The organism is Nonomuraea sp. NPDC049649 (assembly GCF_040675175.1).
In the GTDB taxonomy this organism is placed as follows: domain Bacteria; phylum Actinomycetota; class Actinomycetes; order Streptosporangiales; family Streptosporangiaceae; genus Nonomuraea.
Window position 1 is genome coordinate 124,333 of the sequence record NZ_JBFAOH010000005.1, and the last position, 24,120, is coordinate 148,452.

Annotated in this window: 22 protein-coding genes; 19 read left to right on the top strand and 3 right to left on the bottom strand. The window is 71.5% G+C overall.

Going from position 1 to position 24,120, the window contains the following annotated elements; genetic code table 11:
• Positions 1-5: 5 nt before the first annotated feature.
• Positions 6-467: an ATP-binding protein gene (locus AB0J42_RS09445; protein WP_364290730.1), complete on the bottom strand. Its 462-nt coding sequence runs from the start codon at positions 465-467 to the stop codon at positions 6-8.
• 219 nt (positions 468-686) lie between these two features.
• Between AB0J42_RS09445 and AB0J42_RS09450 the strand changes: the two genes are divergently transcribed.
• The 15 genes from AB0J42_RS09450 to AB0J42_RS09520 all read left to right on the top strand — a co-directional run bounded on the left by AB0J42_RS09450 (position 687) and on the right by AB0J42_RS09520 (position 11,661).
• Complete coding sequence (locus tag AB0J42_RS09450; protein ID WP_364290732.1) at positions 687-1,028, top strand: STAS domain-containing protein; 342 nt, start codon at positions 687-689, stop codon at positions 1,026-1,028.
• Between the two features lie 30 nt (positions 1,029-1,058).
• Positions 1,059-1,430, top strand: a complete 372-nt coding sequence (hisI, locus tag AB0J42_RS09455; protein WP_364290734.1) for a phosphoribosyl-AMP cyclohydrolase — start codon at positions 1,059-1,061, stop codon at positions 1,428-1,430.
• Positions 1,431-2,000: a Trp biosynthesis-associated membrane protein gene (locus tag AB0J42_RS09460; protein WP_364290736.1), complete on the top strand. Its 570-nt coding sequence runs from the start codon at positions 1,431-1,433 to the stop codon at positions 1,998-2,000.
• A gap of 94 nt (positions 2,001-2,094) precedes the next feature.
• Entirely contained in the window at positions 2,095-2,763 is a 669-nt protein-coding gene (locus AB0J42_RS09465) for a DUF4190 domain-containing protein (RefSeq protein WP_364290738.1), read from the top strand.
• Between the two features lie 110 nt (positions 2,764-2,873).
• Entirely contained in the window at positions 2,874-3,401 is a 528-nt protein-coding gene (locus AB0J42_RS09470) for a CD225/dispanin family protein (RefSeq protein ID WP_364290740.1), read from the top strand.
• Positions 3,402-3,407: 6 nt separating this feature from the next.
• Positions 3,408-3,839, top strand: coding sequence for a DUF2752 domain-containing protein (locus AB0J42_RS09475; protein WP_364290742.1), 432 nt, complete (start codon positions 3,408-3,410; stop codon positions 3,837-3,839).
• A 124-nt stretch (positions 3,840-3,963) separates the two neighbouring features.
• Positions 3,964-4,803, top strand: coding sequence for an indole-3-glycerol phosphate synthase TrpC (trpC, locus tag AB0J42_RS09480; protein ID WP_364290744.1), 840 nt, complete (start codon positions 3,964-3,966; stop codon positions 4,801-4,803).
• Positions 4,804-4,823: 20 nt separating this feature from the next.
• Positions 4,824-6,047 (top strand): tryptophan synthase subunit beta, encoded by a 1,224-nt coding sequence (gene trpB, locus AB0J42_RS09485; RefSeq protein ID WP_364291116.1) that lies wholly within the window; start codon positions 4,824-4,826, stop codon positions 6,045-6,047.
• 15 nt (positions 6,048-6,062) lie between these two features.
• Positions 6,063-6,863 (top strand): tryptophan synthase subunit alpha, encoded by an 801-nt coding sequence (gene trpA, locus AB0J42_RS09490; protein WP_364290746.1) that lies wholly within the window; start codon positions 6,063-6,065, stop codon positions 6,861-6,863.
• A 158-nt stretch (positions 6,864-7,021) separates the two neighbouring features.
• Positions 7,022-7,582 carry a DoxX family protein gene (locus AB0J42_RS09495; RefSeq protein ID WP_364290748.1) on the top strand — a complete coding sequence of 187 codons (561 nt, stop codon included), beginning with the start codon at positions 7,022-7,024 and terminating at the stop codon, positions 7,580-7,582.
• Positions 7,548-8,300 (top strand): thioredoxin domain-containing protein, encoded by a 753-nt coding sequence (locus tag AB0J42_RS09500; protein WP_364290750.1) that lies wholly within the window; start codon positions 7,548-7,550, stop codon positions 8,298-8,300. The genes AB0J42_RS09495 and AB0J42_RS09500 overlap by 35 nt, the downstream gene beginning before the upstream one ends.
• Positions 8,301-8,325: 25 nt before the next feature.
• A complete protein-coding gene (gene lgt, locus AB0J42_RS09505) occupies positions 8,326-9,408 on the top strand; it encodes a prolipoprotein diacylglyceryl transferase (protein WP_364290752.1) in 1,083 nt (360 codons plus the stop codon).
• Positions 9,405-10,109: a VIT1/CCC1 transporter family protein gene (locus AB0J42_RS09510; protein WP_364290754.1), complete on the top strand. Its 705-nt coding sequence runs from the start codon at positions 9,405-9,407 to the stop codon at positions 10,107-10,109. Before lgt ends, AB0J42_RS09510 begins: the two co-directional genes overlap by 4 nt.
• Positions 10,106-10,921 (top strand): hypothetical protein, encoded by an 816-nt coding sequence (locus tag AB0J42_RS09515; protein WP_364290756.1) that lies wholly within the window; start codon positions 10,106-10,108, stop codon positions 10,919-10,921. The genes AB0J42_RS09510 and AB0J42_RS09515 overlap by 4 nt, the downstream gene beginning before the upstream one ends.
• A 146-nt stretch (positions 10,922-11,067) precedes the next feature.
• Positions 11,068-11,661 carry a hypothetical protein gene (locus AB0J42_RS09520; RefSeq protein WP_364290758.1) on the top strand — a complete coding sequence of 198 codons (594 nt, stop codon included), beginning with the start codon at positions 11,068-11,070 and terminating at the stop codon, positions 11,659-11,661.
• A 342-nt stretch (positions 11,662-12,003) separates the two neighbouring features.
• On the opposite strand, the gene AB0J42_RS09525 is transcribed toward AB0J42_RS09520, so the two are convergent.
• The gene (locus AB0J42_RS09525; protein ID WP_364290760.1) at positions 12,004-13,545 is read right to left on the bottom strand and encodes a bis-aminopropyl spermidine synthase family protein; all 1,542 of its coding nucleotides are present in this window, start codon (positions 13,543-13,545) and stop codon (positions 12,004-12,006) included.
• Between the two features lie 195 nt (positions 13,546-13,740).
• Here AB0J42_RS09525 and gltB point away from each other — a divergent pair, with 195 nt between their 5' ends.
• From gltB to pyk, 4 genes are all read left to right on the top strand, one after another.
• Entirely contained in the window at positions 13,741-18,267 is a 4,527-nt protein-coding gene (gene gltB / locus AB0J42_RS09530) for a glutamate synthase large subunit (protein ID WP_364290762.1), read from the top strand.
• 14 nt (positions 18,268-18,281) lie between these two features.
• Complete coding sequence (locus tag AB0J42_RS09535) at positions 18,282-19,760, top strand: glutamate synthase subunit beta (RefSeq protein WP_364290764.1); 1,479 nt, start codon at positions 18,282-18,284, stop codon at positions 19,758-19,760.
• 139 nt (positions 19,761-19,899) lie between these two features.
• On the top strand, positions 19,900-21,525 hold the full coding sequence (locus AB0J42_RS09540) for a S8 family serine peptidase (protein WP_364290766.1): 1,626 nt from the start codon (positions 19,900-19,902) through the stop codon (positions 21,523-21,525).
• Between the two features lie 132 nt (positions 21,526-21,657).
• Positions 21,658-23,088 (top strand): pyruvate kinase, encoded by a 1,431-nt coding sequence (gene pyk, locus AB0J42_RS09545; RefSeq protein WP_364290768.1) that lies wholly within the window; start codon positions 21,658-21,660, stop codon positions 23,086-23,088.
• A gap of 47 nt (positions 23,089-23,135) precedes the next feature.
• Here the strand turns inward: pyk and dapD are convergent, their stop codons facing one another.
• Positions 23,136-24,098, bottom strand: coding sequence for a 2,3,4,5-tetrahydropyridine-2,6-dicarboxylate N-succinyltransferase (gene dapD / locus AB0J42_RS09550; protein WP_364290770.1), 963 nt, complete (start codon positions 24,096-24,098; stop codon positions 23,136-23,138).
• Between the last annotated feature and the right edge of the window lie 22 nt (positions 24,099-24,120).

Consider the following 24,120-nt stretch of genomic DNA (forward strand, 5'->3'; position numbering starts at 1 on the left):
GCAGGTCACCGTGGTCCCCTCGGGCTCGCTTCTCCGTGGCCGGGCTGCTGTCGCAGCGGGTCACCGTGGTCGGTTTCCCCATGGCCGGGTCGGTCTCGTACAGGGGCCGCGAGGGTCACCGTGGTCCCTTCCGGCCCCGTAACGATCGTGAACCGGTCGCAGAGCAGCCGGGCCAGCCACAGCCCGCGCCCGCCCGCCGCGAACGCGGTGGGCGGCGGCGCGGGCGTCCAGCCGGGCGCCAGCCCCGGGCCGTCGTCGGAGACCTCGCACCACAGCCGGTCCTGTTCCCGCCACAGCCGCAGCCGCCCGCCGCCCCCGCCGTGCAGGACCGCGTTCGTGATGATCTCGTTGACCGCCACCACGAAGTCCTCCAGCGCCCGCCCCGCCAGCCCTTCATCGGCGGCACGGGCGGCGACGGCCCGGCGCAGCCGCGAGATCCGGCCGCGCGCGAAGGTCGCAGAGAGCACCGGCCCGCACATCACCGGCCGGGCGGGCGCTCTGCGGCGTCGGTCACGAGGTCCATCCGCTCCTCCCGTGGCGGCGCCCGGAAAGCGCCGTCCCGCCGTCACCCAGAAACTACACGCGAAGCAATATCACGCACCGCGTTCTCCGTAAAACAGTCAGTGACGAATCGGAGAAAGGTGTAGCTTCGAACGCGGGCCGCCTTGTCACAGGGCGTGAGGAGCATGGCGTTGGAACTGCTGCAGATGACTCGCCGGCAGCATGGTGAGCGGATCGTGGTCAGTCTGGCGGGCGAGGTCGACGCGGACAACGTGTCGCGGGTGCGCCAGTGCCTCGCCGACGCGGTGCGGGCGCACGGGCCGCGCTTGGTCGTCGATCTGACCGGGCTGACCTTCATCGACACCACGGGCCTGGGCGTGCTGGTGCGTCAGCTCGCCGACCTGCGCGAACGCGACGGCACGATGGCGCTGGTGGCGCCCGACGGCCAGGTGCTGCGCCGGCTGCGCCGCACCAACCTGGCGCCGCTCTTCCCCATCTACGACACCCTCTCCCAGGCCCTCGACTGACCCGGGCGGCGAAGCTGGTTGAATGGCGTCATGCCGCTTGATCCCGAGATCGCCGCGAGGCTGAAGCGCGACGGCGACGGCCTGGTGCCCGCGATCGTCCAGCAGCACGACACGGGCGAGGTTCTCATGCTCGCCTGGATGGACGACGAGGCGCTGCACCGCACGCTCACCACCGGCAGGGCCACGTACTGGTCCCGCAGCCGCCAGGAATACTGGGTCAAGGGCGACACTTCAGGACATTTCCAGTACGTGCGAGAAGTCGCGCTCGACTGCGACGGCGACACCCTGCTGCTCCGGGTCGACCAGGTCGGCGCGGCCTGCCACACCGGCGACCGCACCTGCTTCGACGCCGACCGGCTGCCCGCCGTCCAGGGCGCCGCCGCGGCGCCCGCGGAGCCGTAGATGGGCTCCGGGCAGGGCGCGGGCCGTCGTGAGCTCTGGCTGTGGCTGGCGCTCACCGCGGCGGGCTGCCTTCTCGTGCTGCTCGCCGCCGGACGTCCCTGGGTGGAGGGGAGCGGCGAGTCGGCCGTGCCCACGGGCGGCGACCTGAGCCCCGTGCTGACGCCGCTCGCGCTGGCCGGGCTGGCCGGAGCGGTCGCCGTGCTGGCCACCAGGGGCGCCGGGCGCCGCGTCGTCGGCGTTCTGCTGGCGCTGTGCGGGGCGGGCGCGGCCGCCGCGGTGTGGGGAGCAGCGGGGGAGTCCGGGATCGAGACCTGGCTGCGCGAGCACAACGTGCTCGCCGCGGCGGGCCCGCCGGAGTGGGACCTCGTGCTCGCCTGGCCACTCGCCGCCGGGCTCGGCGCGCTGCTGATGCTGGCCGGCGGGGTCCTCGCCGTCGCCCGCGGCGGCAGGTGGGCGGGCATGTCCGACCGCTACGAGCGGGCCGCCGACCGTCCCCGTGCGCAGCCGGACGGTGACCGGGCGCTGTGGGATGCGCTCGACCGGGGCGACGATCCCACCGATTCGCGCTAGGTTCGCGTACGGGTCTTCCACCATTCTTCCGGACGCCCGGTTCGGTCTGTCTTCGTGCGGTCGCCGCCGCACGACCGTCATGAGGAGCTGACACATGAGCTATGGGGACCAGGGCGGGTACGGCGCCCAGCCACCCGGCGGGGGCTACGGCGAGCAGCCGCCGAGTGGCGGCGGCTACGGACAGCCGGGCTACGGTCAGCAGCCTCCTACCGGCGGCGGTTACGGTCAGCAGCCGCCCAGCGGCGGAGGCTACGGCCAGCAGCCCCCGAGCGGCGGAGGCTACGGTCAGCAGCCGCCGGGCGGCGGTGGCTACGGTCAGCCGGGTTACGGCCAGCAGCAGCCGCCGAGCGGCGGCTACGGGCAGCAGAACCCCAGTGGGGGCTACGGTCAGCAGCCCCCGAGCGGCGACTACGCCTACGGTCAGCTGCCGCCCAGCGGCGGTTACTACGGCCAGCAGCCTCCCGGCGGGTACGGTCAGCCGCGGAACTCCACCAACGGCATGGCGGTGGCCTCGCTGGTGCTCGGCATCGTCGGCCTGGTGGCGTGCGGCCTCACCAGCATCCCGGGCGCCATCTGCGGCCACCTCGCGATGTCCAGGATCAAGAAGAACGGCGAGGAAGGCCAGGGCATGGCCATGGCCGGTCTGGTCACCTCGTACATCACGATCGTGATGTGGCTGCTGCTGTGGATCCTCTTCGGCGGTTTCTGGCTGGCCATTCTCGGTGTCGCGGGCGCGGCGTCGGCGGGTTCCGGAGGGATGTAGACGGAGTGCAAGCCGTCCGCAAGGTGAACGTTATTCATGTCGCTTAGGGTTTATCGCCGAGCTGTGCGCGCAGCTCGTGATGAATCCCCGACATGAGGAGCCGAGACGGTATGAGTTACGAGAACCAGGGCGAAGGGGGCTACGGCTCCCAGCCTCCCGGCGGCGGTTACGGCCAGCAGCCCCCGAGTGGCGGCGGCTACGGTCAGCAGCCCCCGAGCGAGGGCGGATACGGGCAGCAGCCCCCGAGCGAGGGCGGATACGGGCAGCAGCCTCCTGGCGACGGTGGCTACGGCCAGCAGCCCCCCGGTGGCGGCTACGGAGGTTACGGCGGCTACGGTGCCCAGCCTCCCGGCTACGGTGACTACGGCACGCCGCCGGACAACCACTTGGTTCCCGCCATCCTGACGACCCTGTTCTGCTGCCTTCCCTTCGGCGTCGTCTCGATCGTCAAGTCGACTCAGGTCAACCAGAGGTGGCAGGTCGGCGACTACCAGGGCGCGATGGCGGCCTCGGAGGAGGCCAAGACCTGGTGGAAGCGCTCGCTGATCGCCGGCATCGTGATGGCCGTCCTCAGCATCGTCGGCACGGTCGTCCTGATCATGATCTCGGCCACGCTCTATCAGACCTCGTCGTTCTGATCGCCGATGAACCACGCGAACCTCGGCTGGCGCGGCGCTGACCGTCTCAAGGCAGTGCTCGCGCCGCTCGGCGTCGCCGCGGCGGCCGGGGCCGTCTTCGCGGTCGTCGGCATGATCGACCCTAACGAGCCCGGCAACTACCCGACTTGCCCGTTCCTGTGGGCGACGGGGCTCTACTGCCCGGGCTGCGGCACCCTGCGCACCATCCACGCGCTGGCCCACCTCGATCCGGTGGCGGCGCTCGGGCTGAACCCGCTGGCCCTGGCGATGGTCCCTTTCCTGCTGTTCTGGTGGGGGAGGTGGCTGGTGAACGCCTGGCGGGGCCGGCCCCGGCGGACCACGCTCGCCCATCCCGCGTACTTGTGGGCCTTCCTGGCGGTCGTAGCCGTGTACTGGGTTGTCCGGAATCTCCCATTTGGGGCGTTCCTCGCGCCCTAGTCGGCCCCCCTATGGCAGCCCGACCTCGCCGGGGCCGATACCATCGCAGAGACGGAGCCGGGGGCGAACGCCAAGCGAACCGCCCGCCTCCACCCCCACTGCCGACCGGAGGGACCTGAAGCGCGTGAGTGAGCGGACCGAAGGGCCCAGTGTCCTCGACGACATCCTCGACGGGGTGCGTGCCGATCTCGCCGGACGCCAGCAGGCCGTCTCGCTAGACGAGCTCAAGCAGCGGGCCGAGCGGGCGCCTGCGCCCCGCGACGCCATCGCCGCGCTCGCCGGCGACCGGGTCTCGGTGATCGCCGAGGTCAAGCGATCCAGCCCGTCCAAGGGCGCGCTGGCCGCGATCGCCGACCCCGCGGCGCTGGCTTCCGACTACGAAGCCGGCGGCGCCCATGTGATCAGCGTGCTGACCGAGCGGCGCAAGTTCGCCGGCAGCCTCGACGACCTGGCCGCCGTGCGCGCCCGGGTCGACATCCCCATCCTGCGCAAGGACTTCATCCTCACCTCCTACCAGCTCTGGGAGGCCCGGGCCTACGGCGCCGACCTGGCGCTGCTCATGGCCGTCTGCCTGGAGCAGGAGGCGCTGGTCTCGCTGATCGAGCGGGCCGAGTCCATCGGGCTCACCCCGCTCGTGGAGGTCCACACCGAGGAGGAGCTCGACCGGGCCGTCGCCGCCGGCGCCCGCGTCATCGGCGTGAACGCCCGCAACCTCAAAACACTCGAAGTCGATCGCGACGTCTTCAGCAAACTGGCGCCGAAGATCCCCGATAATGTCATCAAGATCGCAGAGTCGGGTGTGCGGGGCCCGCACGACCTGCTCGCCTACGCCAGATGGGGCGCCGACGCGGTGCTGGTGGGTGAGAGCCTGGTGACCGGCAGGGATCCGCGCAAGGCCGTGGAAGCCCTGGTGACCGCCGGCGCCCACCCCGCGACCCGCCCCGACCACGGAGCAGAGGGATAGCAGTGGCAGACCAAGGCACGATCCTCACCGCGGCCGATCTCGCCGGCAACGGCGCTCGCGGCGACGATCCCGACGTGCACGGCAAGTTCGGCATCTTCGGCGGACGGTTCGTGCCCGAGGCGCTCATCCCGGCACTCGACGAGGTGGCCGTCACCTACGCCGAGGCCAAGAAGGACCCGGAGTTCCTGCGCGAGTTCGACCACCTGCTGCGCACGTACGCGGGCAGGCCGACCGCGCTCACCGACGTGCCGCGCTTCAGCGAGCACGCCGGCGGCGCGCGCATCATCCTCAAGCGCGAGGACCTCACCCACACCGGCGCCCACAAGATCAACAACGTGCTGGGCCAGGCCCTGCTGACCCGGCGGCTCGGTAAGAAGCGCGTCATCGCCGAGACCGGCGCGGGCCAGCACGGCGTGGCCACCGCCACCGCCGCCGCGCTGCTCGGCCTCGAGTGCGTCATCTACATGGGCGCCGTCGACTGCGAGCGCCAGGCGCTCAACGTCGCCCGGATGAAGCTGCTCGGCGCCACGGTCGTGCCGGTCCACAACGGCTCCAAGACCCTCAAGGACGCCATCAACGAGGCGTTCCGCGACTGGGTCACCAACGTCGACACCACCCACTACCTGTTCGGCACCGTCGCGGGCCCGCACCCGTTCCCGGAGATCGTGCGCGACTTCGCGCGGATCATCGGCGTCGAGGCCCGCCGCCAGATGCTGGAGCTGACCGGCGCGCTGCCCACCGCCGTGTGCGCCGCCGTCGGCGGCGGCAGCAACGCCATCGGCGCCTTCCACGCCTTCATCGGCGACGAGGACGTCCAGCTCCACGGCTACGAGGCCGCGGGCCGGGGCCTGGAGAGCGGCGAGCACGCCCTCACCCTCACCTCCGGCTCGGTCGGCGTGCTCCACGGTTCGCGCACCTACGTGCTGCAGGACGACGAGGGCCAGACCATCGACTCCCACTCGATCTCGGCCGGTCTCGACTATCCCGGCGTCGGCCCCGAGCACGCCTGGCTCAAGGACACCGGCCGCGCCGCCTACCACGGCATCACCGACGACGCGGCCATGTCGGCCTTCGCGCTGCTGGCCAGGACCGAGGGCATCATCCCGGCCATCGAGTCCGCCCACGCGCTGGCCGGCGCGCTGGAGCTCGGCCACGAGCTGGGCTCGGGGGCGACCATCCTGGTCAACCTGTCCGGGCGGGGCGACAAGGACATGGGCACCGCCATGAAGTACTTCAACCTCTGACGACCGGGACCACCAATGACGACTCTTCAGACGGTGTTCGCCAAGGCCAAGGCGGACAACCGGGCCGCCCTCGTCGCCTACCTGCCCGCGGGCTTCCCGACCAAGGACGGCGCCATCGCCGCCGCCGCGGCCCTGGTCGAGGCCGGCTGCGACGTCATCGAGATCGGCCTGCCCTACTCCGACCCGCTGATGGACGGCCCCACCATCCAGGACGCCGTCCACCGCTCCCTGGTCAACGGCACCCGGATCGCCGACGTGCTCCGCACCGTCGAGGGCGTGGCGGCCACCGGCGCGGCCACGCTCGTGATGACGTACTGGAACCCGATCGACCGCTACGGCGCCGAGCGGTTCGCCCGCGACCTGGCGAACGCCGGCGGCGTCGGCACCATCACGCCCGACCTGACCCCCGAGGAGTCGGGGCCCTGGCGGGCGGCGTCGGCCGAGGCCGGCATCGACACGGTGTTCCTGGTCGCGCCCAGCTCGACCGACGAGCGCCTCGCGGCGGTCACCGACTGCTGCACCGGGTTCGTCTACGCGGCCTCGCTCATGGGCGTCACAGGGGCCAGGGAGACCGTCAACAGCGCCGCCGAGGGTCTGGTGAAGCGGACTCGCGAGCACACCGATCTGCCCGTCTGCGTCGGCCTCGGCGTCGGCACCGGCGCGCAGGCGGCCGAGGTCGCCCGTTACGCCGACGGCGTGATCGTCGGCTCCGCCTTCATCCGCCGTCTGCTCGACGCGCCCGACGAGGCCGCGGGCCGCGCCTCCATCCAGGAGCTGGCCCGCGACATGGCCCAGGGGGTCCGCACGCGCGCCTGAGCCGGGTTCCGCCCGCCCCCTGGGAGCCGCCCCGGGGGGCGTCGCCATGTCCGGTGTCACCTGCGGCAATCCACGCTTAGCCGAGTCTTATCGGCGACGTGATCTTATGGATTTGGGTACTGTGCGCTTTCCCGGTACACAGGAAGAGGAGATGGCCCGTGAACGCGTCGGAGGCGTCACGCAACGCTCGTTGGGCGATACCCTGGGTGACGACCGCCGCCCGGCTGGTGCTCGGCGGGGTGCTGATCGTGGCCGGTGGCCTCAAGATCGGCAATCCGTCCGAGTCGGTCGTGGCGGTCAGGGCGTACGAACTGCTGCCCGACGCGGTGGCCACGACGGTCGGCTACGGCCTGCCGATCGTGGAGGTCGTGGTCGGCCTGCTGCTGATCATCGGCCTGATGACCAGAGTGGCCGCCGTGGTCGCCGCCCTGCTCATGCTCGCCTTCGTCTTCGGCATCGCCTGGGCGTGGGCCAACGGGCTGCGCATCGACTGCGGCTGCTTCGGCGGCGGCGGTCAGCTGGGTGCCGGGCAGGAGCCGACGTACCTCGTGGACATCCTGCGCGACTTCGGCTTCGTGCTGCTGGGCGCCTGGATCGTGCGATTCCCGCCCGGGCGCTACGCGCTCGACCGGCCGCTGGGCCTGGCGGGGCTGGACCATCCGATCGGAGAAGAGGAGAACGGCGATGGGCAAGGGCGACCGGGCGAAGTCGGCGCGTGAGAAGATCGCGCAGCAGCGTGCCGCCGACCAAGCGCGGGAGCGGCGCAAGAAGCTCGTCACCTACGTGACGGCCGGTGCCGTCGCGCTGGCGGCCGTGGGCGCCGGCTGGTGGTACGCCGCGAGCAGATCGCAGGCGGAGCAGGCCGCGGAGACGCTGGCGCCGATCACCGTGAACCCCGAGGGCGACGTGGTGATGGCCAAGGAGGGCGTGACCAAGCCCGTGGTCGACATCTACGTCGACTACCAGTGTCCCGCCTGCCGCGAGCTGGAGCGGGTCAGCGGCGCCACCTTCAAGAACCTCGCCGCCGAGGGCGTGGCCAAGGTCGTCTACCACCCGATAACGATCTTCTCTCAGGAGCCGCTGCACTCCAACTCGGTGCGGGCGGGGGCCGCCTCCCGCTGCGTCACCGACGGGCCGAAGTGGATGGCCTTCAACGACGCGCTCTTCGAGCACCAGCCCAGCGAGTCCGGCGAGGGCTTCAAGGTCGACGAGCTGGTCAAGCTCGGCAAGGACGTCGGCATCACCGACCCCGGCTTCGAGAACTGCGTGACCTCCCAGACCTACGCCAAGGCGCAGGCCGACTACAGCAAGAAGATCGGCGACGAGCACAAGATCGAGGGCACCCCGACCGTGAAGGTCGACGGCGTCGTCCTCGACAACAGCGTCGCGTTCACGCCTCAGGAGCTGCGCGAAACCATCACCGAGGCCGCCAAGTAGCGTGACGTCCGCTACTCTCACCGACATGCCCCTAGCCTCCATTCCCAGCCCCGCCGAGGGGGTCTGGCACCTCGGATTCATTCCGATCCGGGCGTACGCGCTCTGCATCGTGCTCGGCGTGATCGTCGCCGTCTGGCTGGGCGAGCGCCGATGGCGCGCTCGCGGCGGCGAGAAAGGCACGATCATCGACATCGCCGTCCCGGCGGTGATCTTCGGCCTGATCGGCGGACGCCTCTACCACGTCATCACCGACTGGCAGATCTACTTCAACAACCCGTTGAAGGAGCCGATCCAGGCGCTCTACATCTGGGAAGGCGGGCTCGGCATCTGGGGCGCGATCGCCCTGGGCGCCGTGGGCGTCTGGTGGGCCTGCCGCAGGCGCGGCCTGTCGCTGAGCGCCGTCGCCGACACGGTCGCGCCCGGCATCGCCTTCGCCCAGGCGATCGGGCGCTGGGGCAACTGGTTCAACCAGGAGCTGTACGGCTCGCCCACCACGCTGCCGTGGGGCCTGGAGATCGACCCGGCCCACGGCGGCGAGCCCGGCGTGCTCTATCACCCGACGTTCCTGTACGAGTCGCTCTGGAACGTCGCGCTCGGCTTCGCCCTGATCTACCTGGGCAGGCGGTTCTCGCTCCGCCACGGGCGGCTGTTCGCCCTCTACGTCGCCGGCTACACGCTGGGCAGGTTCTGGATCGAGGGGCTGCGCATCGACCCGGTCGGCGGCATCGACCACGCGGTCGAGTTCCTCGGCCTGCGCATCAACCAGTACACCGCGCTCGCGCTGTTCGTCGGAGCCCTCGTCTACTTCTGGGTCACCAGGAACAAGACCTCCGAGGAGGTGGTCGTCGTCCACAGCGACGACGACGCCGACCCGGCGCACGGCGCCGACCAGGCCGACCAGCCTGACCCGGCCGATCTGTCCGACAAGGCCGACCAGACCGACGAGGGCGGCAAGTCCGACCAGACCGATCGGGCCGGACAGGCCGATCAGACCGGCGAGCCGGGCGAGAACGCGTCCGTCTCCGAGACCGAGCCGGCCTCCGAACAGGCCGAGCGGGCCTCCGGGCAGGACGCCGAACCCGTGCCCGAGGAGAAAAACAGCCGATGACCGAGCGCGCGGAGGCGCACCATCCGCACCGCGACGTCAGCGGCGGCTGGCTCCGCCCGGCCGTGTTCGGCGCCATGGACGGCCTGGTGTCCAACTTCGCGCTCATCGCCGGCGTCGCGGGCGGCACCGGCGACCGCCAGGTGATCCTGCTCGCGGGCATCGCCGGGCTCGCGGCCGGTGCGTTCTCGATGGCGGGCGGCGAGTACGTCTCCGTCGCCAGCCAGCGTGAGCTGGCCCTGAGGGAGATCAAGGTGGAGGCGGACGAGCTCGCCAGCCACCCCGACGACGAGCTGGCCGAGCTGACCCGGTCCTTCACCGACCGGGGCGTCGAGCCCGCGCTCGCCGCCGAGGTGGCCCGGCAGCTCTCCCGCGACCCCGAGCAGGCGCTGGAGCTCCACACCCGCAACGAGCTCGGCGTCACCGTCGACGACCTGCCCAGGCCCAAGCTGGCGGCCGTCTCGTCCTTCCTGGCCTTCGCGGCGGGGGCCGTGCTCCCGCTGCTGCCCTACCTGTTCGGCGCCGTCGAGCTCTGGGTGTCGGCGCTGGTGTCGTGCCTGGCGCTGTTCGGCGCCGGCGCGCTCGTCTCCACGGTGACCGCCCGCACCTGGTGGTACTCCGGGCTGCGCCAGCTCCTCGTCGGCGGCACCGCCGCCGCGCTGACGTTCGCCCTCGGCCACGCGATCGGAGGAATGACCCCATGACCGGCCCGCCCCGCACCCGCAGGCGCCGCCGGGCCCCCCGCTCCGACTGGCAGTTCCCGCTCCTCACCGACTGGGGGATGCGGCCCGACCATCAGAAGCGCCTGGTCCTCATCGTCTCGGCCATCGGCCTGGCGGGGCTCGCCGCCGCGCTCGTCATCGCGGTCGCCTCCCTCGGCACCTACACCCCCGAGGCCCGGACCGGCGCCGCCATCGCCCAGGCCAACTCCGCGCTGCCGCAGACCTTCCACGGGTGGGCCTCGCCCAAGCTGTTCGAGCCCGTGTCCGACCGGGCCAAGGACGCCAAACCGCTCACCGCCAAGGAGGTCTTCGCCCAGAAGACGCTCACCGGCGAGAAGAAACTCCGGCTCAAGCTCGTCGCCAGCAAACTGGACGACGACTGCTCGCTGGCGCTGTGGGGAGAGGCGCTGATCGAGCAGGCCGCCGACGCCGAATGCACCCAGGCCGCCCGCGCCCTCTACACCAGCGCCGACGGCCGCTACGTCGGCCAGTACACGCTGCTCAACCTGCGCGACGGGGAAGCCGCCGCCGAACTGGTCGAATCGCTCAAGACCCTCTACCGTGGCGGCTGGACGCTGCCCCTGGAGAGCGAGAAGGCCGCCTTCCCCACCGGCGGCTACACCGAGGCGGGCGGCTACGCGCTCGGCCACTACGTCGGGCTGGTCTGGATCGGCCGGACCGACGGCGCCGAGCCCGCACCCAGGGACGACTACGTGTCGCTCGCCCTGACCCTGCGCGGCGCCGAGAAACCCGTCTACCAGCGGGTCGTGGCGATCACCGGGCCGGCGTCCTGATGGGGGTAACCTCCCACCGGCCCGGCGTCCTGATGGAGGTAACCTCCCACCGGGCCGGCGTCCTGATGGAGGTAATCTCCCACCGGCCCCCGAGCCCACCGGGGAAGCCGCTCGTCCGTGTATGCAGGCGTCACAGGGGGGACTAGATGCCGCTCCGACTCGTCATCGCGCTGACAGCAGCCGCGGTCGCCGTCGCGGCCGTGGGGGCGTGGCTGTGGTTCGGGCGGGAGGCGCCCCGGCCCGCCGTGCTGCGCACCCAGCCCACCACCGCGCTCTACGCGCTCGTCGACAGCCGGGAGTCCGACACCAGGCCCATGACCACCGCCGAGGTTTTCCCCGAGTCCACGCAGACGCTGGGCGCCCTGCGGCGGGACGCCGTCGAGGAGTTCGCCGACTGCGGGGACGCGCTCCAGGGGGTCGAGGCCGCCGGGTGCACCCAGGCGCTGCGGGCCACCTACCGGGGGGACGGGGTCGCCGGGCAGTTCGTCCTCCTCAACCTCCCCGACGGGCGGGCCGCCGACCGCCTCCTGACGGCTTTGCGCTCTGACGGGTTCGTGCGGCAGGCCGTGCCGTTCGACCCCGCCCGCAGCCGTGCCGAGGCGCGGGCGCTGGGGCATTACGTGGCCGTGAGCTGGGTGGGTGCTGTTGAGGGTGCGGCGGGGGGCGATCTCGTGGAGCCGCTTATCGCGCTCGACGGGCTGAGTTCTGTGGTCCAGTCGCGCGTTCTCGACGCGACGTGAAGCGATCGACTTCTTTGAGCACCGCTTTGTGAGAACCGCTTTGTGAGCACCGCTCGTTTTTGAGCACTGCTCGGGCTGGGGGGCCTGGAGTTCGCTGGTCCCGCCGTTGCGGGGAGGAAAGTCAAGAGCCTTTTGGGAAACCCCTCGGGCTGGGCGCCGTTAAGCGTGCCGGAGGCCCGCTGTGCTCGCCGTAAGCGGGGGGTTTGGTGGGCGGGGGTTTGGCGGGCGAGGGGTTCAGCGGGCGGGTTTGGTGGGCGAGGGGTTTCAGGGGGGGGCGGTGCTTTGTGCGCCAGGATTTCGGCGCGTGGGGTTGGGTTGGTGGGTTTTCGCCGTTTTCGGCGCTCAGGTGAGGGGGCTGAGGGTGGCGTCGATGGCGGTGGGGAGGGCCTTGAGGTGGTGGAGGGGGGTGTCGAGGGGGGGCAGGTCGGCGGACCAAGGGGCCGCCTGGCGGATGAGGGTGCGGGCCTCGTTCTTGGTGAGGCGGATGTCGCGGGCCGCAGCGGCGGCGATGAGGGCTTCGCGCCAGGTGTTGGCCAGTTTGGCGTGGCCGGTGTCGAGGATGCGGCGGAGGATCTGGGCGGCCGGGGTCTCGGGGCGGGGGCGGCGGGTGGCGGTCAGGACCGGGCCGGATCGGGTCTCGGATGTGGTGAACGTGTAGACGGGGTCTAGTGCTGAGGGAGTTTCGTACGGGCCCTCCAGGTGGACCTCTACCTGGGCGGCGCGGGTGGCGAGGAGGAGGCGGGGGAGTGCGGCCTCCAGGCCCGGAGGGACGGCGATGGCGACGCGCTCGACCGACGCTGCGTACGGTTTGGCCAGCCAGGTCCCGAGCTTGACGCGGGGCTGGGGGAGGTCGGCGGGCCAGTCGCCGACTAGGAGGTCGGGCTCTGCCGTGAGGTGCCGCTCCTCGGCGGCCTCTCCGGTGGCTGACTCCACCGATTGGGGGCCGTGGGTGTAGATGGCCGTGGTGAGCTGGGAGAGGCGGGACTGGACGGCGGGGGCGGTCCTGGTGGTGGGGCGCAGGATGTAGAGGTCGGCGGCGGAGCCGATCGCCTCTGCACCGAAATATCGGTTGAAATCGGGGTAAATCGCTTCATATGTGACGTTCAATGCCGACAAGGCGTTCTGGACCTTCAGGGCCAGGGCCGGAGTGCGCTCGCTCGCCCCGTACGCCAGCAGCACGCGCCCGTCCTCGCCCACGCCCTCCAGCGCGCGGGCCACGAACAGGCCGACGCCCTCCGGCGTGTACGGGGGGTCGGTGAGGGCCAGGTCGTGGCCGCGGGCCGACGCGGGCAGCCCCAGCCGCAGGTCCGCCCAGCGGGTGCGGACCCCCAGGTCCTGCTCGTCGATGTAGGCCAGGATGCGGTCGTCGACGTCGACCACGGTCACCTCGGCCTCCGGGTGGACCAGCTTGACCGCGAGCGAGGTCAGGTCGTGGTCGCCGACGCAGAGCAGCCGCCCGCCCGGCAGCCAGAAACGCGCCCCGAGCAGCAGCGCCCGGCGCAGCACGGTCTCGGGCGTGGCCGACACGTGGTCGAGCGCCTGGCGGGCCGGCGGCGCCTTGGCGATCAGCTCGCGCAGCCGCTCCAGCGCGGGCTGGTAGTGCGGGAGCAGGTGGTGGACCGGGTCCTCCGGGGGCGGCGTCATCGCCAGCAGGTCCTGGAAGGAGGGCCAGTGCGCGGGCGGCACCCGGAACCGGCCGCCCTCCCGCTCCGTCTCCAGCTCCCGCAGCAGTTCCTCGATCGTGCGCCGGGACGTCGCCGTCTCCCTGACCAGGTCGGCCAGCGACCACCAGCGGCCGTCGCAGAGCAGGGCCAGGGCGTGCCTGAGCCGCCTGCCGTCGACACCGGCCGCGCCGAGCAGGCGCTCCACCCCGTCACGATTCATGCGGTCACCCTATCGATCCGGGAAAGGAAGATCCGAGCCGCTGACCTCGTAAAAGCGCGACAAGTTCGTGATACGGACGTGACGGGCACCATCGCGGCACCGTGATGTAACCTCTACACACCACATGCAGCAGGGCCAGCGTCGTCCCCGCCTGTAGGCCAGTCCAAGACAGACGAAGACGACGGGAGGGATTACATGCCTGCTGCCCACCTCGGGTTCCCCGAGCCCCAGGGCCTCTACCACCCCGCCAACGAGCACGATGCCTGCGGTGTCGCCATGGTCGCCGACGTCGCAGGGCGCAGGGGGCACGGGATCGTGGTCAAGGCGCTGACGGCGCTCTGCAATCTCGACCATCGGGGGGCCAAGGGTAGCGAGCCGGACACCGGCGACGGAGCCGGAATCCTCACGCAGATCCCCGACAGTTTCTACCGAGCAGTCACCGACTTCCCGCTGCCCATCGCCGGGCAGTACGCCACCGGCCTCGCGTTCCTGCCCGCCGACGAGCAGGCGCGGGCCATCACCATCCGCATGATCGAGGAGATCGCCGGCGAGGAAGGGCTCACCGTCCTCGGCTGGCGTGACGTGCCGGTCGACCGTTCTCTGCCCGGGCCGAGCGCCCGCGCGGTCATGCCGTACTTCAAGCAGCTCTTCGTGTCCTCGCCCGGCGGCGAGGCCGGGCTCCACCTCGACAGGCTCGCGTTCTGCCTGCGCAAGCGGGCCGAGCACGAGACGGAGGTCTACTTCCCGTCCCTGTCGTCCCGTACGGTCGTCTACAAGGGCATGCTCACCCCCGACCAGGTCGAGCCGTTCTTCCCCGACCTGTCGGACGAGCGCTACGAGAGCGCGATCGCGCTGGTGCACTCGCGGTTCTCCACCAACACCTTCCCGAGCTGGCCGCTCGCCCATCCGTACCGCTACATCGCGCACAACGGCGAGATCAACACCGTCAAGGGCAACCGCAACTGGATGCGCGCCCGCGAGGCCATGCTCGACAGCGAGCTCATCCCGGGCGACCTGGCGCGGCTCTTCCCGATCTGCGACCCCGACGCGAGCGACACCGCCTCCTTCGACGAGGTGCTGGAGCTGCTCCACCTGGGCGGCCGGAGCCTGCCGCACGCGGTGCTCATGATGATCCCGGAGGCGTGGGAGAACCACACCGAGATGGATCCGGCGCGCCGCGCCTTCTACGAGTTCCACTCCTCGCTGATGGAGGCGTGGGACGGCCCGGCCTCGATCACGTTCACCGACGGCACGCTCGCCGGCGCCGTGCTCGACCGCAACGGCCTGCGCCCGGGCCGCTTCTGGGTGACGGCCGACGGGCTCGTGGTGCTCGCCTCCGAGGCGGGCGTGCTCGACATCCCGCCCGGCGACGTGGTGCGCAAGGGCCGCCTGCAGCCGGGGCGGATGTTCCTCATCGACACCGCCCGCGGCAAGATCATCGAGGACGACGAGATCAAGGCCGAGCTCGCCGCGGCTCACCCGTACGGAGACTGGCTGCACGCGGGGCTGGTCCGGTTCGAGGAGCTGCCCGCGCGGGAGCGCTGGGTCGCCTCCGAGACGGGAGAGTCCGACGGCCCCGAGCGGCTGGTCAGGCGGCAGCAGACCTTCGGCTACACCGAGGAGGAGCTGCGCGTCATCCTCGCCCCGATGGCCCGCACCGGCGTCGAGCCGATCGGCTCGATGGGCACCGACACGCCCGTGGCCGTGCTCAGCGAGAAGCCCAGGCTGCTGTTCGACTACTTCAGCCAGCTGTTCGCGCAGGTGACGAACCCGCCGCTGGACGCCATCCGCGAGGAGCTGGTGACCAGCCTGGCCAGCACGCTCGGCCCCGAGGGCAACCTGCTCGCGCCCGGGCCCTCGTCCTGCCGCCAGCTCGTGCTGCCCTACCCGGTGATCGACAACGACGAGCTCGCCAAGATCATTCACATCAACGACGAGCACGACCTGCCGGGCTTCCACCCGCACGTCGTCTCCGGCCTGTACGAGGTCGCGGGCGGCGGCGAGGCGCTGCTGCACCGGCTGGACGACATCCGCATCGAGGTCTCGCAGGCCATCGCCGACGGCGCGCGGATCATCGTGCTGTCCGACCGCGGCTCCACCGAGTCGCTCGCGCCGATCCCGTCGCTGCTGCTCACCGGCGCGGTGCACCACCACCTCATCCAGGAGAAGACCCGTACGAAGATCGGCCTGGTGATCGAGACCGGCGAGGCCCGTGAGTGCCACCACATGGCGCTGCTCATCGGCTACGGCGCCGGCGCGGTCAACCCCTACCTCGCCATCGAGACGGTCGAGAACCTGGTCGACGATGGCACGCTCAAGGTCGACCGGCACAAGGCTGTGCGCAACCTCATCAGGGCGTACGGCAAGGGCGTCATCAAGATCATGTCCAAGATGGGCGTGTCGACCGTGGCCTCCTACACCGGCGCGCAGATCTTCGAGGCGCTCGGCCTCAGCCAGGAGGTCATCGACTCCTGCTTCACCGGCACCACCTCGCGCCTCGGCGGCGTCGGCTTCGACGTGCTCGCCCGGGAGGCGGCCGAGCGTCACCGTCAGGCGTACCCGAGGGCGGGCAACGCGCACCGGCGACTCCAGGTCGGCGGCGAGTACCAGTGGCGGCGCGAGGGCGAGCCCCACCTGTTCAACCCCGAGACCGTCTTCAAGCTGCAGCACGCCACCCGCACCCGCCGCTACGAGATCTTCAAGGAGTACACCGGCCTGGTCGACTCCCAGTCCGAGCGGCTGATGACCCTGCGCGGCCTGTTCAAGCTCCGCAAGGGCGACCCGATCCCGATCGAGGAGGTCGAGCCCGTCTCGGAGATCGTCAAGCGGTTCTCCACGGGCGCGATGTCGTACGGCTCGATCTCGATGGAGGCGCACGAGACGCTCGCCGTCGCGATGAACCGGCTGGGCGGCAAGTCCAACACCGGCGAGGGCGGCGAGGACCCCGAGCGGCTGCACGACCCGGCCCGCCGGTCGGCGATCAAGCAGGTGGCCTCGGGCCGGTTCGGTGTCACCTCCGAGTATCTGGTGAACGCCGACGACCTGCAGATCAAGATGGCCCAGGGCGCCAAGCCCGGCGAGGGCGGCCAGCTCCCCGGCCACAAGGTCTACCCGTGGATCGCCAAGACCCGCCACTCCACGCCGGGCGTCGGCCTCATCTCGCCGCCGCCGCACCACGACATCTACTCGATCGAGGACCTGGCCCAGCTCATCCACGACCTGAAGAACGCCAACCCGGAGTCGCGGGTCCACGTGAAGCTGGTCGCCGAGGTCGGCGTCGGCACGGTCGCGGCCGGGGTGTCCAAGGCGCACGCCGACGTGGTGCTCATCTCCGGCCACGACGGCGGCACCGGCGCCTCCCCGCTCACCAGCCTCAAGCACGCGGGCGCGCCGTGGGAGCTCGGGCTGGCCGAGACCCAGCAGACGCTGCTGCTCAACGACCTGCGCGACCGCATCGTGGTGCAGGTCGACGGCCAGCTCAAGACCGGCCGCGACGTGGTCATCGCCGCCCTGCTGGGCGCCGAGGAGTACGGGTTCGCGACCGCTCCGCTGGTGGTCAGCGGCTGCGTGATGATGCGCGTGTGCCACCTCGACACCTGCCCGGTGGGCGTGGCCACGCAGAACCCGGAGCTGCGCAAGCGGTTCGCCGGCAAGCCCGAGTTCGTGGTCAACTTCTTCGAGTTCATCGCCGAGGAGATCCGCGAGTACCTCGCCGAGCTGGGCTTCCGCTCGCTCGACGAGGCGATCGGGCGGGTCGAGATGCTCGACACCGCCGCCGCCGAGGAGCACTGGAAGGCGAGCGGGCTCGACCTGTCGCCGATCCTGCACCGGCCGGAGCTGCCCGCGGGCGCCGCCCTGCACCGGACCACCGGGCAGGACCACGGCCTGCGGCACGCCCTGGACAACACGCTCATCCAGCTCGCCGAGGGCGCGCTGCGCGACGGCACCCCGGTCACGCTCGACCTGCCCATCCGCAACGTGAACCGCACGGTCGGCACCATGCTCGGCTACCAGGTCACCAAGCGGTACGGCGGGGAGGGCCTGCCCGACAACACCATCGACATCTCCTTCACCGGGTCGGCGGGCAACTCGTTCGGCGCGTTCGTGCCCCGGGGCGTCACGCTCCGGCTGACCGGCGATGCCAACGACTACCTGGGCAAGGGCCTGTCCGGCGGGCGCATCACGCTCCGGCCGCACGAGGAGGCGCCGCTCGACGGTCACATCATTTCCGGAAATGTCGCCCTGTACGGTGCCACGTCCGGAGAAGTGTTCATCCGCGGCGTCGTCGGCGAGCGGTTCTGCGTCCGCAACTCCGGCGCGACCGCCGTCGTCGAAGGCGTCGGCGACCACGGCTGCGAGTACATGACCGGCGGCAAGGTCGTCGTGCTCGGCCCCACCGGGCGCAACTTCGCGGCCGGCATGTCCGGCGGCATCGCCTACCTGCTCGACCTCAAGGCCGAGCGGGTCAACCGCGAGATGGTCGCCATCGAGGCGCTGACCGGGCAGGACGCCGAGTTCCTCAAGGAGACCGTCGAGAGACACTTCGCCGAGACCGGCTCCCCGGCCGCCAAGCAGCTGCTGGCCGACTGGGACGCCGCGCTCACCCGGTTCAGCAAGATCATGCCGACCGACTACAGGCGGGTCATGGAGGCCGCGGAGGCCGCCCGCGTCGCAGGCACGGACATCGACGAGGCGGTCATGGCCGCCGCGGTGCAGGGTTAAGGGAGGCGTAACCGATGGCCGACCCCAAGGGGTTCCTCACACACGAGCGGGAGCTGCCGGCGCGCCGCCCGATCGACGTCCGCATCGGCGACTGGCGCGAGGTCTACCAGGACTTCCCGCCCGAGAAGCTGACCAGGCAGGCCTCGCGCTGCATGGACTGCGGCATCCCGTTCTGCCACAACGGCTGCCCGCTGGGCAACCTCATCCCCGAGTGGAACGACCTCGTCCACCGCGCCGACTGGCGCGAGGCGATCGAGCGGCTGCACGCCACCAACAACTTCCCGGAGTTCACCGGCCGGCTCTGCCCCGCGCCGTGCGAGGCGGCGTGCGTGCTCGGCATCAACTCCGACCCGGTGACGATCAAGCGGGTCGAGGTCGAGATCATCGACCGGGCGTTCGCCGAGGGCTGGGTCACCCCGCAGCCGCCGCAGCGCAAGACCGGCAGGCGGGTGGCCGTGGTCGGCTCCGGCCCGTCCGGGCTGGCCGCCGCCCAGCAGCTCACCCGCGCCGGTCACGACGTGGTGGTGTACGAGCGGGCCGACCGCGTCGGCGGCCTGCTGCGCTACGGCATCCCCGAGTTCAAGATGGAGAAGCGCCACCTGGACCGCCGGCTGGCGCAGATGCGGGCGGAGGGCACCGAGTTCCGCACCGGCGTCAACGCCGGCCTCGACATCACCGCCGAGGAGCTGCGCCGCCAGTACGACGCGGTGGTGCTGTGCGGCGGCGCCACCCGCTGGCGGGACCTGCCGGTGCCGGGCCGCGACCTCAAGGGCGTCTGCCAGGCGATGGAGTATCTGCCGCTCGCCAACAAGGTGCAGGAGGGCGACCTGGCGGTCTCGCCGATCTCCGCCGAGGGCAAGCACGTGGTGGTCATCGGCGGCGGCGACACCGGCGCCGACTGCGTCGGCACCGCCATCCGGCAGGGCGCCGCCTCCGTCACCCAGCTGGAGATCATGCCGCGCCCGCCCGCCGCCCGCCCGGCCGCGCAGCCGTGGCCGACGTACCCGATCCTGTTCAAGATGGAGAGCGCCCACGAGGAGCTCGCCGACCGGGGCGGGGAGCGGGTGTACGCGGTGTCGACCACCGAGTTCGCGGGCGACGCCGAAGGCAACGTCAGGGCGCTGCGCCTGGTCGAGGTGGACGGGCCGCAGAACGGCTTCAAGCCGATCCCGGGCACCGAGCGGGAGATCCCGGCCGAGCTGGTCACCCTCGCGATGGGCTTCCTCGGCCCCGAGCAGGGCCCGCTGCTGCGGGACCTGGCCGAGCTGGGCGGCGACGGCTTCTTCGACGCCCGCGGCAACGTCGCGCGCGACAAGACCTACATGTCCAAGGTCGACGGCGTGTTCGTGGCCGGCGACATGGGGCGCGGCCAGTCGCTCATCGTCTGGGCCATCGCCGAGGGCCGCGCCGCCGCCAGCGGCGTCGACCGCTACCTGACCGGCGAGACGGTGCTGCCGTACCCGATCCTGCCGACGGCCCGGCCGCTGGTCTGACGGTCCACCGGACGCCCGCCCCGCGCCCGCGGGGCGGGCGTTTCCGTTGTCCGGGGGCGAGCCATACCCGCTGGGTTGCATCAGTTGCCGCAGGTCGGGAAGATGCACAATCTGGAGAAGTACGGATGATAGGGGAGAAATGCGGCGAGCTGCCCGGGTCCTCGCGGCGCTGGCCACGGCCGCCGCACTGACCGCCTGTACCCCCGCCAGTCCCGTGGCCGCCGCGTCCGCCGAGTATCTGGTCTTCCACACCGACGACGGCCGCTCCGCCGCCGTCGCCGCCGTGGAGAAGGCGGGCGGCACCGTCACCCGTACCGAGACCAAGCTCGGCTACCTGATCGTCCAGAGCTCCGGCGCCCGCTTCGCCGAGACCGTCGGCAAGGACCCCGCCGTCGTCGGCGTCGCCGCCGACCGGGCCATCGGCCGCACCGCCGGCCGCCGCGTCGCCGGGCCCGCCGCGCGGGCCTTCCCCGACGCCTCCGCCTTCGAGGCGAGGAAGGGCGACCCGCTCTCCGGCCGCCAGTGGGACATGCGGATGATCGGCGCGGACGTGGCCAACGAGAAGGAGCCCGGCAAACGCGACGTCCTCGTCGGCGTCATCGACACCGGGATCGACGGCAACCACCCCGACATCGCGGCCAACTTCAACCGCGAGCTCAGCCGTAACTTCGTCACCGACCGCCCCAAGGACGACAAGGGCGAGAACCTCGACGGACCCTGCGAGGTCCCCTCCTGCAAGGACCCCGTCGACCGGGACGACGACGGCCACGGCACCCACGTGGCCAGCACCATCGCCGCCCCGATCAACGGGATCGGCATCGCCGGCGTCGCCCCCAACGTCCAGCTCGTCAACATCCGGGCCGGTCAGGACTCCGGCTTCTTCTTCCTCAAGGCCAGCCTCGACGCCCTCACCTACGCCGGGGACATCGGGGTCGACGTGGTCAACATGAGCTACTACGTCGACCCCTGGCTGTTCAACTGCCGCGACAACCCGTCCGACAGCGAGAAGGAGCGGCTCGAACAGCGCGCCATCATCACCGGCATGCAGCGCGCGCTCGACTACGCCCGGGACAGGGGCGTCACGCTCATCTCCGCGCTCGGCAACGGGGCGACCGACCTCGGCAAGCCGAAGACCGACAGCGCCAGCCCCGGCTACCCGCGCGGCGACGCGCGGGTCCGCAAGATCGACAACAGCTGCCTCAACGTCCCCGCCGAGTCCGACGGCGTCATCTCCGTCGCCTCGGTCGGCCCCTCCGGCCGCAAGGCCATCTACAGCGACTACGGCGTCGAGCAGGCCGACGTCGCCGCGCCCGGCGGCGACACGCTCGACGGCCGGGGCGCGTCGGTGACCCGCTCCATCCTCGCCGCCGCCCCCGAGCAGGCGCTGCGCGCCAAGGGCCGCATCGGCGCCGACGGCAAGCCCAAGGGCCCCGACGTCGTCCGCGACTGCGCCCGCGGCACCTGTGCCTACTACCAGTACCTCGACGGCACCTCGATGGCCGCCCCGCACGCCGCCGGCGTGGCCGCCATCCTCATCAGCCGCTTCGGCAAGCCCGGCAAGGAGGGCTTCACCCTCGACCCGGCCACCGTGGAGAAGTATCTGTACGAGACGGCCACGCCGGTGCCCTGCCCGGATCCGCGCGCGTACGTCTACGACGTGTACGGCGAGAAGACCACCCACGTGTGCGAGGGGAACCCGGACAAGAACGGCTTCTACGGACACGGCATCGTCAACGCGCTGGCCGCGGCCACCTTCCAGCCCTGAGGGTGCCCTACCGCGGCAACACCCGGACTTGGCCCTTTCGCGGGTCGCCGTTGTCACGCCGTTCTTCCTCGCGGGGTACGTTATCCGTCGTCCTTGACTGCCAAGTGGTCTGTACCAATTAAGGTAGGACTCGTGACACGTCGCGCGAAAATCGTCTGCACCCTCGGCCCCGCCACGTCCTCGCCCGAACGACTGCGTGATCTCATCGCAGCCGGCATGGACGTTGCACGGTTCAACCTCAGCCATGGCGACCATGACATGCACAGAGAGGTCTTCGACCGCGTCAGGGAGGTGGCGGCCGACCTCGGCCGCGGTGTAGGCGTACTAGCCGACCTGCAAGGCCCCAAGATCCGGGTCGGGCGCTTCGAGGAGGGCCCGGTCCGGCTCGGCTTCGGCGACGTCTTCTCCATCACCTCCGAAGACGTCCCCGGCGACCGCGAGCAGGTCTCCACCACCTACAAGGGTCTCGCCAGGGACGTCCATCCCGGCGACACCATCCTCGTCGACGACGGCCGGCTCGTGCTGGAGGTCACCCGGATCGACGGCGACCGGGTCGTCACCCGCGTCGTCATCGGCGGCATGATCTCCGACAACAAGGGGCTCAACCTCCCCGGCGTCAACGTCAGCGCCCCCGCGCTCACCGACAAGGACGAGACCGACCTGCGCTGGGCGCTGCGCACCGGGTTCGACATGATCGCCCTGTCGTTCGTACGCCGCCCCTCCGACGCCGACGTCGTGCGGAACATCATGGAGCAGGAGGCCGTCCGCCTCCCGCTCCTCGCCAAGATCGAGAAGCCGCAGGCGGTCGAGCGCCTCCCCGAGATAGTGGAGGCCTTCGACGGCATCATGGTGGCCCGCGGCGACCTCGGCGTCGAGCTGCCGCTGGAGCAGGTGCCGATCGTCCAGAGGCGCATCATCGAGCTGTGCCGCGAGAAGGCCCGCCCGGTCATCGTGGCCACCCAGATGCTCGACTCGATGATGAACGCCCCCCGGCCCACCCGGGCCGAGGCCTCCGACGTCGCCTACGCCGTGATGGACGGCGCCGACGCGGTCATGCTCTCCGGCGAGACCTCCGTCGGCAACTACCCGATCGAGGCCGTCTCCACGATGGACCGCATCGCCTGCGCGGCCGAGGCGACGAGCCTGCACGCCACCCACACCCTGGACCGCATGCCGGAGACCACCGGCGGCGCCATCGCCCGCGCCGCCGCCGAGGTGGGCGCCATCGTCGGGGCCAAGGCGCTGGTGGCCTTCACCATGTCCGGCGAGACGGCCCGCCGCCTGGCCCGCTACCGCTCGCCGATCCCGCTGCTCGCCTTCACCTCCGCCCCCCACGTGCGCGGCCAGCTCTCGCTCACCTGGGGAGTGGAGACCTTCCAGGTGCCGTTCGTGCACCACACCGACGACATGGTCAGGCAGGTGGAGGCGTCGCTGCTGTCGCTCGGGCGGCTGGAGAAGGGCGACAAGGTGGTCATCGTCGCGGGCTCGCCTCCCGGCACGCCCGGCTCCACCAACGCCCTGCGGGTCCACACGATCGGCTCGGCCGTCTCCCACGCCAACTAGGGCCCCGCCACGGCGGGGGCGGAACGCCGCCCCCGCCGGCGTGTGCGTCAGTTGGCGTGCAGCGCCTCGTTCAGCTCGATGCCGGTGCCCTGGCGGGCCACCGCCTCCACCGCGCCGGTCTGCGAGTTACGGCGGAACAGCAGCCCGCTGCGCCCCGACAGCTCCCTGGCCTTCACCACGGCCCCGTCGGGCAGGCTCACCTTCGTGCCCGCCGTCACGTACAGGCCCGCCTCGACGACGCAGTCGTCGCCCAGCGAGATGCCGATGCCGGCGTTCGCCCCGATCAGGCAGCGCTCGCCGACCGAGACGACCTCCTTGCCGCCGCCGGAGAGCGTGCCCATGATGGACGCGCCGCCGCCCAGGTCGGAGCCCTCGCCGAGGACCACCCCGGCCGAGATCCTGCCCTCGACCATCGAGGCCCCCAGCGTGCCGGCGTTGAAGTTGACGAAGCCCTCGTGCATCACGGTCGTGCCGCTCGACAGGTGGGCGCCCAGGCGCACCCGGTCGGCGTCGGCGATCCGGACCCCCGACGGGACCACGTAGTCGACCATCCGCGGGAACTTGTCCACCCCGTAGACCGTCACCGGCCCCTTGGCGCGCAGCCGGGCCCGCGTCACCTCGAAGCCCGCGACCGCGCACGGCCCGTGGTTGGTCCACACCACGTTCGCCAGCTTGCCGAAGACGCCGTCGAGGTTCAGCCCGTGCGGCCGGACCAGCCGCGCCGACAGCAGGTGGAGCCTCAGATAGGCGTCGTGGGCGTCGGCGGGGGCCTCGGAGAGCTTGGCGATGCCGGTGCGCACCGCCACCACCTCCACGCCGCGGGCCGGGTCGGGGCCCACCAGGGAGGCCAGCTCACCGGCCTCCTCGGCGGAGAGCCGTTCGGTGCCCGTCACGGGCGGCTCGCCCAGCTCGGGCTCGGGGAACCAGGTGTCGAGTACGGTGCCGTCGGCGGCTATGGTCGCGAGGCCGATGCCGAAGGCGCCGGTCACGGTGGGATCGATAGCAGTCACATGCCTCAAAATACCGTGACGT